The organism is Burkholderia sp. LMG 13014 (assembly GCF_905232215.1).
Classification (GTDB): Bacteria; Pseudomonadota; Gammaproteobacteria; order Burkholderiales; family Burkholderiaceae; genus Burkholderia.
Window position 1 is genome coordinate 1 of sequence record NZ_CAJNKE010000182.1, and the last position, 10,564, is coordinate 10,564.

Genomic DNA, 10,564 nt, shown 5'->3' on the forward strand with positions numbered 1-10,564 from the left:
CACCCACGGGCATGGCCAAGCATCCGGGCCTGCCGCTGCCGGCCGAACTGCTCCACGCGGGCATGTGGGTGGCCGACATCGTGTATTTCCCGCTCGAAACCGAACTGATCCACGCGGCGCGCGCGGCCGGCTGCGCCACGTTGCCGGGCGGCGGGATGGCCGTCTACCAGGCCGTCGACGCGTTCGAGATCTTCACCGGACGCACGCCCGACGCCGAGCGGATGTTCGATCACTTTCAGTCGCTCGTCGCGCGCTGACCCCCTTCCAGAAAGAGAGACCAGGAGACGACCATGCAGCACACCACCCACACGAGCGCCGCGCCGGCGCAGGCGTCCGGCACCGTCCGGCGCACCTCGGCGCGCTACAAGATTCTCGCGCTGCTCGCGATCGGCACGATGATCAACTATCTCGACCGCACCGTGCTGGGGGTGGCTGCGCCGCAGCTCACCAAGGAGCTCGGCATCAACGCGGCCGTGATGGGCATCATGTTTTCCGCGTTCTCGTGGACGTATGTGGCCGCGCAGGTGCCGGGTGGCCTCTTTCTCGACCGTTTCGGCAGCAAGGTCACTTACTACTGGTCGATGACGCTGTGGTCGCTGTGCACGTTCCTGCAGGGCTTCGTGCCCGGCGTCGCCACGCTGCTCGCCTGTCGTCTCGGCCTCGGCGTCGCGGAGGCGCCGTGCTTCCCGACCAACAGCCGCGTCGTCGCGACCTGGTTCCCGCAGAACGAACGCGCGATGGCGACGGGCACCTATACAGTCGGCGAGTACATCGGCCTCGCATTCTTCAGCCCGGTGCTGTTCGCGCTGATGGGCGCGTTCGGCTGGCGCTCGCTGTTCTGGGTCGTCGGCGTGGTCGGGATCGTGTTCGGCCTGGTCTGGTGGAAGTTCTATCACGAGCCGCGCAACCATCCGGCCGCGAATTCGGAGGAGCTGGCCTATATCGAGGCGGGCGGCGGCCTGGTGCACGGCGTGCGCAAGGACGGTGACAAAGGCGCCAAGGGCGAGCAGAAGTCGTTCAGCTGGGCGATGGCCGGCAAGCTGCTGAAGAAGCGTCAGCTCGCGGGCATCTGCCTCGGCCAGTTCGCCGGCAACTCGACGCTCGTGTTCTTCCTGACCTGGTTCCCGACCTACCTCGCCACCGAGCGCCACATGGGCTGGCTGAAGATCGGCTTCTTCGCGGTGATGCCGTTCATCGCCGCATCGGTCGGCGTGATGTTCGGCGGGATCTTCTCCGACTGGCTGCTGCGTCGCGGCAAGTCCGCGAACCTCGCGCGCAAGCTGCCGATCATCGCGGGCCTGCTGCTCGCGTCGACGATCATTCTCGCGAACTACGTGCAGAGCAACGAGGCCGTGATCGCGATCATGTCGGTCGCGTTCTTCGCGCAGGGGATGGCGGCACTCGGCTGGACGCTCGTGTCGGACATCGCACCGGACGGCCTGCTCGGCGTCACGGGCGGCATCTTCAACTTCGCGGCGAACCTCGCCGGGATCGTCACGCCGCTCGTGGTCGGTTTCATCGTCGCGTCGACCGGGTCGTTCGTCGGTGCGCTCGTGTTCATCGGCGTGATCGCGCTGATCGGTGCGGCGTCGTACATCTTCGTCGTCGGCGACATCAAGCGGATCGAGCTGTAAGCACCGGCTCCACGCAGATCCTGTGCGTTAGCCCGGCAGCCGCGAGGCCGCCGGGCTTTTTTGTTTGCGCGTGCCGGCGGGTGTGCCGGCTGGCGTAGTCCCGCGCTTATGCGCGTTGCACCGCGATGCCGAGCGATTCGACCGCCTGCGCGATTGCCGCGACCGCGCGGCGGATATCGTTCGAGTCGATCGCGCCGATGCAGCCGACGCGGAACGTCTCGAGCTGCGTGAGCTTGCCCGGATACAGGATGAAGCCCGCGTCGCGCACCGCGTCGTAGAAGCGGCGGAAATCGTAGGCCGGGTGGTCGGGCGCGTGGAACGTGACGATCACCGGCGCTTGCACGCTTGCATCGAGGAACGGCGTGAAGCCGAGCGCGTGCATCGATTCGACCAGCGTCCGGCAGTTGTCCACATAGCGTGCGCCCCGCGCCGGCTGGCCGCCTTCGGCGAGATACTGGTCGAGCGCGGCGCGCAGCGCGGCGATCACGTGCGTCGGCGGCGTGAAACGCCACTGGCCCGTCTTGCGCAGGTACGCGTACTGGTCGTGGAGATCCAGCGCGAGCGACGGCGAGTTGCCTTCGCTCGCGTCGAGTGCGTCGCGCCGCACGATCGCAAACCCCATCCCCGGCACACCTTCGAGGCATTTGCCGCTTGCCGAGATCAGCGCATCGATGCCGCTGCCGGCCAGCTTGATCGGCAGCGCGCCGAACGAGCTCATCGCGTCGACGATCAGCCGCTTGCCATGGCGCCGGCACACGGCGGCAATGTCGTCGAGCGAGTTCAGGATGCCGGCACTCGTCTCCAGATGCACCTGCGCGACGTACGTGATGCGCGGCTCGCGTGCGAACGCGGCTTCGATCGCGGCCGGATCGACGGCGGCGTCCTCGCCGAACGGCAACGCGATCGCTTCGATCCCGAGCCGGCCGAGGATCTTCAGGATGCGAGCGCAGTACGCGCCGTTGTCGGGCACCAGCACGACGCCGTCGCGCGGCACCAGCGTGCCGAGCGCGGCTTCCACCGAGAACGTGCCGCTGCCCTGCATCGGTACGCACACGTACTCGTCGCCGCCGTGCGCGATCGCGACGAGATCCGCGCAGACGCTGGCCGTCAGTTGATTGAAAGCGGCATCCCACGAGCCCCAGTCATGTTGCATTGCGTGGCGGGTTGTGGCGGACGTGGTGAGCGGGCCGGGCGTAAGAAGAATCGGATCGGACATGGTTTTCCTCTGCAAAGGTCGGAAGAAACGCCGGGCGGCATTTCTGAATGACTTGCATGATATTGGCAAAATGTGTCATTTTTTGGAAATTGTGGCATTCGTCACGGGTTTGTCATCGAACGCTGTGATCCTTCGCTTGCCGCGCGAAACCTAACCTCAGCGCGGCAGCGAGGCAGGCCGTCGATCGGTTTTGCCCGGAGATAACAGGAGAGCCGGATCGTGCCCCGGCCATTTGGTGTTCCGCCTACGGAGAAGTCAGATGACACTGCAGAAACCCTCGCGCGCCGCTGCCGGCGCGTTCCGCAAGCTTGCGCTGGCCGCCAGCGTCGCCGGTCTGATGGGCGCCGCGTTGCCCGCACATGCGGCGAGCGCGGTCGTGCTGTACACGGCAGACGGTCTCGAGAACCTCTATCGCGATGTGCTGCCGGCCTTCGAGAAGAAGGAAGGCGTCAAGGTCAACATCGTGACGGCGGGCAGCGGCGAAGTCGTCAACCGCGCGAACATCGAGAAGAATTCCCCGAAGGCCGACGTGATCGTCACGCTGCCGCCGTTCATTCAGCAAGCCGGCCAGCTGGGCCTGCTGCAGCCGTACCAGAGCGTGAACTACAAGAACGTGCCGGCCATCGCGAAGGCTGAAGACGGCACGTGGGCAACGTTCGTGAACAACTACTTCTCGTTCGCGATCAACCCGGACGTCGTGAAGAACCAGCCGAAGACGTTCGCCGACCTGCTGTCGCCGGCCTACGCAGGCAAGGTCGCGTACTCGAACCCGGCCACGGCCGGCGACGGGATGGCCGTGCTGATCCTGACGACGTCGCTGATGGGCGAGGACAAGGCGTTCGACTACCTCGCGAAGCTGTCGCAGAGCGTGAAGTTCCACACGAAGGGCACGGGCTACCTGAACGTGCTGCTGTCGCGTAACGAAATCAGCGTCGCGAACGGCGACCTGCAGATGGACCTCGACGATGCCGAACACGGCGCGCTGTCCGTCAAGCCGATCTTCCTGGCCGCGAAGGAAGGCGACCAGCCGACCACGTTCCAGCTCCCGTACGGCATCGGCCTGATCAAGAGCGGCCCGAACCAGGACGCCGGCAAGAAGCTGATCGACTACCTGATGTCGACGGAAGTGCAGTCGAAGGTGCCGGACATGTACGGCATCCCGGGCCGCACGGACGTGCCGCTGGCCGGCAAGAACGGCGAAGCGGTCAAGAAGGCGATCGCGGGCGTGAAGCTGATCCCGGTCGACTGGACCCAGGTGATGGCGAAGAAGCCGGTGTGGATCGAGCGCTGGAAGAAGGACGTGATCGGCAGCTCGGGCAAGCAGCTCGACGTCGTCAAGCCGAAGTGATCGGCGCACGCCGCCTGTATTTGTGAGCAAGAGGATGAACCCGGTGGAAACCACCCTGACCCATCCCGGCGCATTCGGCGCCGCCGAACCGCAGGCAACGCTGCGGTCCGGCGCGCCGGGCGGCGTGCAGATCGAACACCTGAGCGTGCGCTACGGCGCACGCACGGTGCTGGAAGATCTGTCGCTGTCGATCGGTGCCGGTGAATTTCTGACCGTGCTCGGCAAGAGCGGTTGCGGCAAGACCACGCTGCTGCGCTTCATCGCCGGGTTCGTGAAGGCCGACGGCCTGACCGGCACGCTGACCGTTGCCGGACGCGACCTGACCTATGCGCCGCCGCACAAGCGCAATCTCGGTCTGCTGTTCCAGAATTACGCGCTGTTCCCGCACCTGTCGGTGTTCGAGAACGTCGCATTCGGGCTGCGCGCCCGCGGCATGGCGTCGTCGGAAGTGACGCGCCGCGTCGCCGATGCGCTGAAGCTCGTGCAACTCGGCGATGCGGGCCATCACCTGCCCGCGCAACTGTCGGGCGGGATGCAGCAGCGTGTCGCGCTGGCGCGCGCGCTCGTGATCGAGCCGGACGTGCTGCTGCTCGACGAGCCGCTGTCGGCGCTCGACGCCAACCTGCGCGCATCGGTGCGCAGCGAATTGAAGGCGCTGCACGAGCGCCTGCCGAACCTGACCGTCGTCTGCGTGACGCACGACCGCGACGACGCGCTCGTGCTGTCCGATCGCGCGCTGCTGATGCGCGACGGCCATATCGCGCAGCTCGGCACGCCGCAGCAGTTGTACGACGCACCGCAGGACGGCTACGTCGCACGCTATCTCGGCCCGGCGAACCTGCTGCCGCCGCACGTGATCTTCCCGCTCGGCGATCCGCGCCACGAAGTGCGCGGCAAGGTGGCCTGCGTGCGCCCCGAGCGTCTGACCCTGATGCCGCCGGCTGCGGGCGGGCTGCACGGCACGGTGTCGTCCGTCGAATGGCAGGGCGCTGACCTGTCGATCGCGGTCACGATCGATGCGGCGCCCGACGAACCCGTGCGCGTCACGATGCAACGTGGCCGCGGTGCGGCTCCCGAGCGCGGTGCGCGCGTTTCCCTGCATTGCGAGGCAGACGATGTCGTCCTTATCGAGCCCTGAAGCCGGCCTGCCGCCGCACGTGCTCGCGTCGGCCGCCGCGCATGCCGCCGCCGCGCGGCGCCGCAAGCGCATGGGCGACCTGCACCTGGCCGTGCTCGCGATCCTCCTGCTGGGCCCGCTCGTCGTCTATCCGCTGGTGCGGCTCGTGCTGCTGAGCGTGTCAGGCGACCACGGGCTGAGTTTCGCCGCGTACCGCACGTTCTTCGGCAACCCCGATACGAGCAGCGTGCTGCTGACCACGCTCGGCGTGCTGTTCGCGAGCGCCGGCACCGCGTCGGTGCTCGGTGTGCTGCTGGCCGCGCTGCTGTTCTTCAAGCCGTTTCCGGGCGCGTCGCTCGTCACGCGTTTCCTGGAACTGTACGTTGCGTTCCCGTCGTTCCTCGTCGCGTTCACGCTGATCTTCCTGTACGGCTCGCAAGGCTCGATCAGCATCGCGCTGCAGCACCTGTTCCATCTCGAGAATCCGCCGCTCGATTTCCTGTTCGGCATCGGCGGCGTGATTCTCGCGCAGACCGTGTTCTATACGCCGTTCGTGGTGCGCCCGACGCTCGCGTCGTTCGCGACGCTCGACCTGCGGCTGATCGAAGCCGCGCGCAGCCTCGGCGCGTCCGGCTGGATGCTCGCCCGCCGTGTCGTGCTGCCGATCGCGTGGCCGGGTATCGCCGCCGGCACCGTGCTGTGCTTCCTGCTGACGCTGAACGAATTCGGGATTCTGCTGGTGCTCGGCAGTGCGCGGCTCGTCACGCTGCCGGTCGCGATCTACAGCAGCGCGACCGTCGACCTCGACCTGCCGACCGCGTCGGCCGGTGCGGTCATGATGCTCGCGCTGTCGCTGGCGCTGTATGCGGTTTATCGCCGGGTGAACCGGCGTGCGACGGGAGGAAACGATGTCCGCTGAATTTCGTATCGGGCAAGCCGTGCCGCGCCACCAGATCGGCTGGGGCGACACGGTGCTCAAGCATGCGTCGCGCGCGGCGCTCGCGCTGGCCGCGTTCGCGTGCTTCTGGTTGTTCGTGTTGCCTGTCGTCGTCGTCGCGCTGTCGAGCGTGTCGACGCAGTGGTCGGGCACGATTTTGCCGGCCGGCTACAGCCTGCGCTGGTTCGAGCGGCTCGGGTCGCCGGAATACGACGCGCTGCTGACGAGCCTGGAAATCGGCTTCGGCGTGTCGGCAGTCGGCACGATCCTCGGGCTGTGGCTTGCGCTGGCGCTCGAAGGGCGCGACCGGCGCGGCCTCGGCGCGGTGGTCGACGCGCTCGTGATGGTGCCGAACGGCGTACCGAGCGTCGTGCTCGGGCTCGCGGTGCTGATCGCGTATCACCAGAAGCCGGTCGACCTGTCGAGCTCGGCGGCGATCGTCGTGCTCGTGCAGCTCGCGCTGATTTTGCCGTTCTGCTATCGCTGCGCGGCCGCCGCGCTGCGCCCGGAACTGACCGTGCTGCGCGAAGCCGCGGCGAGCCTCGGTGCGCCGCCTGCGATGGTGCTGCGCCGCGTGCTGCTGCCGCAACTCGTGCCGGCGCTGCGCGCGAGCCTCGCGCTCGGCTTTGCGCTGTCGCTCGGCGAGCTCGGCGCGACGCTGACGGTTTATCCGCCCGGCTTCGCGACCGTGCCGATCGTCGTGATCGGCCAGGTGGAGCGCGGTTACTACCTTCCGGCATCGGCGCTGTCGCTGCTGATGCTCGGCGCGTCGCTCGCGGCGCTGCTGTTGATCGCTGCGCGCGTGCCGCGCGGCAAGCGGGTGGCATCATGAACGCCGCGTTCGCATTGCGCCAACCCGGTGCAGCGTCGGCAGCCGGCGCTTCGACGGATCTCGCGGGACGTTCGGTCGACGTCAACGGCCGGCACTACCGGCTGCCGGTCGAGCCGACCGTCGTCGTCTGCGTCGACGGCTGCGAGTACGACTATCTCGAACGCGCGGTGGAAGCGGGCGTCGCGCCGTTCATCGGCCGGATGATCGCGGAAGGCACGGCCTGGCGTGCCGATTGCGTCGTGCCGACCTTCACCAACCCGAACAACCTGTCGATCGTCTGCGGCGTGCCGCCGTCGGTCCACGGGATCTGCGGCAACTATTTCTGGGATCCGGCCGCCGACGGCGGGCGCGGTGCCGAAGTGATGATGAACGACCCGGCCTACCTGCGGGCCGGCACGCTGCTCGCGGCGGCGTCCGACGCCGGTGCGCGGGTCGCCGTCGTGACGGCGAAGGACAAGCTGCGCCGGCTGCTCGGCTGGCAGATGAACGGCATCTGCTTTTCGGCCGAGAAGGCTGCGCAGGCGAATCTGGCGGAAAACGGGATCGTTGACGTACTCGACTGGGTGGGCCTGCCTTCGCCGGACGTCTACAGCGCGGCGTTGTCCGAATTCGTGTTCGCGGCCGGCGTGCGGCTTGCGCAGACGCGCCAGGTCGACCTGATGTACCTGTCGACCACCGATTACGTGCAGCACAAGTGCGAGCCGGGCAGTGCCGGCGCGAACGCGTTCTACGCGATGATGGACGGCTATCTCGCGCAGCTCGACGCGCTCGGCTGGGCGATCGGGCTCACGGCCGATCACGGGATGAACGCGAAGCACGATCCCGCGACGGGCCGGCCGAACGTCATCTATCTGCAGGACGCGTTCGACGGCTGGTACGGCGCGCAGGCTGCGCGCGTGATCCTGCCGATCACGGATCCGTACGTCGTGCACCACGGCGCGCTCGGCTCGTTCGCGACCATCTATCTGGCGCCGGGTGTCGACCGGGCCGAGGCGATGTGGCGCGTCGGCGGCCTCGACGGTGTCGAGCTCGTGCTCGACAACGCGGAAGCCGCCGCCCGTTTCGAGCTGCCGGCCGACCGGATCGGCGATCTCGTCGTGATCGGCCGCCGCGACATGACGCTCGGCACGCGCGAGCGCGAACACGATCTGTCGGGTCTCACGGTGCCGCTGCGTTCGCATGGCGGCGTATCGGAGCAGGAAGTGCCGCTGCTGTTCAATCGCCGTATCGAGCCAGTCGATCCCGCGCGTCGCCCGCGCAACTTCGACGTGTTCGATTTCGTGCTGAACCGGGTCGCGACATGATGGCTCATCCCCGACACGATCACCCGGCGTTTCGCGCGGAGGCGCTGCGCTGGTGCGGCACGCGCGCGACGCGCGAACGCACGCTCGACGTGATGGACCCTTACACGGGCACGCGCGTCGGCACGGTGCCGCTGGCGAGCGTCGACGACGTGCGCGCGGCATTCGACTACGCGATGGCGTATCGGCCGCAGCTCACGCGTTACGAGCGCTCGCAGATCCTCGAACGCGCGGCCGCGCTGTTGCGCGAGCGTACCGAGGAAGCGTCCGACCTGATCACGCTCGAATCGGGCCTGTCGAAACAGGACTCCCGCTACGAGATCGGCCGCGTTGCCGATGTGCTGAAGTTCGCGGCGATCGAGGCGCTGCGCGATGACGCGCAGAGCTTCTCGTGCGACCTGACGCCCCATGGCAAGGCGCGCCGCGTGTTTTCGCAGCGGCAGCCGCTCGACGGCGTGATCGTCGCGATCACGCCGTTCAATCATCCGATGAACCAGGTGGCGCACAAGATCGCGCCGGCGATCGCGACCAACAACCGCGTGATCGTGAAGCCATCGGAGAAGGTGCCGCTGTCGGCGTTCTACCTGGCCGACCTGCTGGTTGAAGCCGGGCTGCCGGAGCCGATGCTGCAGGTACTGACCGGTGATCCGCGCGAGATCGCGGACGAGCTCGTCACGCATCCGCATGCGTCGCTGATTACCTTTACGGGCGGCGTGGCGATCGGCAAGGCGATTGCCGCGCGGGCCGGCTACCGCCGCATCGTGCTGGAACTGGGCGGCAACGATCCGCTGATCGTCCTCGACGATGCCGATCTCGAACGCGCGACGTCGCTGGCGGTGCTCGGCTCGTACCGAAATTCGGGGCAGCGCTGCACGGCCGTCAAGCGGATGCTGGTGCAACGCTCGATCGCGCCCGCGTTCACCGAGTTACTGGTCGAGAAGACGCGCGCATGGAAGTACGGCGATCCGTTCGATCCCGCGAACGAAATGGGCACGGTGATCGACGAGGAAGCGGCGCGGCTGTTCGAGGCGCGAGTGGAAGAGGCGGTCGCACAGGGCGCGCGCCTGCTGACCGGCAACGTGCGGCGCGGCGCGCTGTATGCGCCGACCGTGCTCGACAACGTCGATCCGTCGATGACGATCGTGCGCGAGGAGACCTTCGGCCCGGTATCGCCGGTGATCACGTTCGACACGATCGACGACGCGATCCGGATCAGCAACGGGACGGCGTTCGGGCTGTCGTCGGGTGTCTGTACGGACAGCACGGCGGCGGTCGTGCGGTTCGTGAACGAGCTGAACGTCGGCACGGTGAATGTATGGGAAGTGCCCGGCTACCGGATCGAGCTGTCGCCGTTCGGCGGGATCAAGGATTCGGGGCTCGGTTACAAGGAAGGCGTTCAGGAGGCGATGAAGAGCTTCACGAACCTGAAGACGTTTTCGCTGCCTTGGGAGTGAATGAATGGCATTGACGGTGGAAGAGATCCACGGGCTGTATCGCGAGCATGGCCATGTGGCCTATAGCGGCGAGCCGGTCACGCAGCTCGAGCATGCGTTGCAGAGCGGATTGCTGGCGGAAGAGGCGGGGGCTGACGAAGCGCTGGTCGCGGCGGCGTTCCTGCACGATCTCGGGCATCTGCTGAATCGCCAGGGCGAGACGCCGAGCGCGCGCGGGATCGACGATCTGCATCAGTATTACGTGCTGCCGTTCCTGCGGCCGCTGTTCTCCGACGCGGTGCTGGAGCCGATCCGGCTGCATGTCGACGCGAAGCGCTGCCTGTGCCGCACGGACGCCGGCTACTTCGAGAGCCTGTCGCCGGACTCGGTGCGCAGCCTCGCGCTGCAGGGCGGCATCTTCAGTGAAGAGGAGACGGCGGCGTTCCTGCAGCGCCCGTTCGCGGAGGACGCGCTGCGTCTGCGTCGCTGGGACGATACGGCGAAGGAAGAAGGCAAGGTGACGCCGGATCTCGATCACTATATGGAGATCGTCGCGCGCCAGGTGCGCGCGGGCTGACGGTTCGGCTCCCTCTATATAAGGCCCCGCACGCGGCAGCGTGCGGGGCCTTATATTTTTTGAGAAACCCCTTGCGCAGATCGAAGAGGCTGCCTACAATCACGCCTCTTTCGCGCTAACGGAAACGCGGCGCGGAAGAGGGAAGCAGGGTTGGAGGTGTGCTGGAGTC

At 67.3% G+C, this 10,564-nt stretch carries 9 protein-coding genes and 1 pseudogene; 9 read left to right on the plus strand and 1 reads right to left on the minus strand.

Annotated features, from left to right (window positions below; all coding sequences use genetic code 11):
- A pseudogene (locus JYJ84_RS18670) lies at positions 1–257 on the plus strand (shikimate dehydrogenase); the annotation flags it as partial.
- A 33-nt stretch (positions 258–290) separates the two neighbouring features.
- Positions 291–1,634 carry an MFS transporter gene (locus JYJ84_RS18675; RefSeq protein WP_175222540.1) on the plus strand — a complete coding sequence of 448 codons (1,344 nt, stop codon included), beginning with the start codon at positions 291–293 and terminating at the stop codon, positions 1,632–1,634.
- A 106-nt stretch (positions 1,635–1,740) separates the two neighbouring features.
- Here the strand turns inward: JYJ84_RS18675 and JYJ84_RS18680 are convergent, their stop codons facing one another.
- Positions 1,741–2,850, minus strand: a complete 1,110-nt coding sequence (locus JYJ84_RS18680) for a 2-aminoethylphosphonate--pyruvate transaminase (protein ID WP_175222541.1) — start codon at positions 2,848–2,850, stop codon at positions 1,741–1,743.
- A gap of 259 nt (positions 2,851–3,109) precedes the next feature.
- Here JYJ84_RS18680 and phnS point away from each other — a divergent pair, with 259 nt between their 5' ends.
- From phnS to JYJ84_RS18715, 7 genes are read left to right on the plus strand one after another with little or no spacing between them, the layout of a single operon-like run.
- Entirely contained in the window at positions 3,110–4,198 is a 1,089-nt protein-coding gene (phnS, locus tag JYJ84_RS18685; protein ID WP_122948061.1) for a 2-aminoethylphosphonate ABC transporter substrate-binding protein, read from the plus strand.
- 34 nt (positions 4,199–4,232) lie between these two features.
- Positions 4,233–5,336, plus strand: coding sequence for a 2-aminoethylphosphonate ABC transport system ATP-binding subunit PhnT (phnT, locus tag JYJ84_RS18690; RefSeq protein WP_122948060.1), 1,104 nt, complete (start codon positions 4,233–4,235; stop codon positions 5,334–5,336).
- The gene (locus JYJ84_RS18695; RefSeq protein WP_122948059.1) at positions 5,314–6,234 is read left to right on the plus strand and encodes a 2-aminoethylphosphonate ABC transporter permease subunit; all 921 of its coding nucleotides are present in this window, start codon (positions 5,314–5,316) and stop codon (positions 6,232–6,234) included. Before phnT ends, JYJ84_RS18695 begins: the two co-directional genes overlap by 23 nt.
- Entirely contained in the window at positions 6,224–7,084 is an 861-nt protein-coding gene (gene phnV, locus JYJ84_RS18700; protein WP_043180846.1) for a 2-aminoethylphosphonate ABC transport system, membrane component PhnV, read from the plus strand. The genes JYJ84_RS18695 and phnV overlap by 11 nt, the downstream gene beginning before the upstream one ends.
- Entirely contained in the window at positions 7,081–8,388 is a 1,308-nt protein-coding gene (phnA, locus tag JYJ84_RS18705; protein ID WP_122948058.1) for a phosphonoacetate hydrolase, read from the plus strand. Before phnV ends, phnA begins: the two co-directional genes overlap by 4 nt.
- Positions 8,385–9,839: a phosphonoacetaldehyde dehydrogenase gene (phnY, locus tag JYJ84_RS18710; protein WP_122948057.1), complete on the plus strand. Its 1,455-nt coding sequence runs from the start codon at positions 8,385–8,387 to the stop codon at positions 9,837–9,839. The genes phnA and phnY overlap by 4 nt, the downstream gene beginning before the upstream one ends.
- Before the next feature lie 4 nt (positions 9,840–9,843).
- A complete protein-coding gene (locus JYJ84_RS18715; RefSeq protein WP_122948056.1) occupies positions 9,844–10,395 on the plus strand; it encodes a phosphonate degradation HD-domain oxygenase in 552 nt (183 codons plus the stop codon).
- Positions 10,396–10,564: the final 169 nt, after the last annotated feature.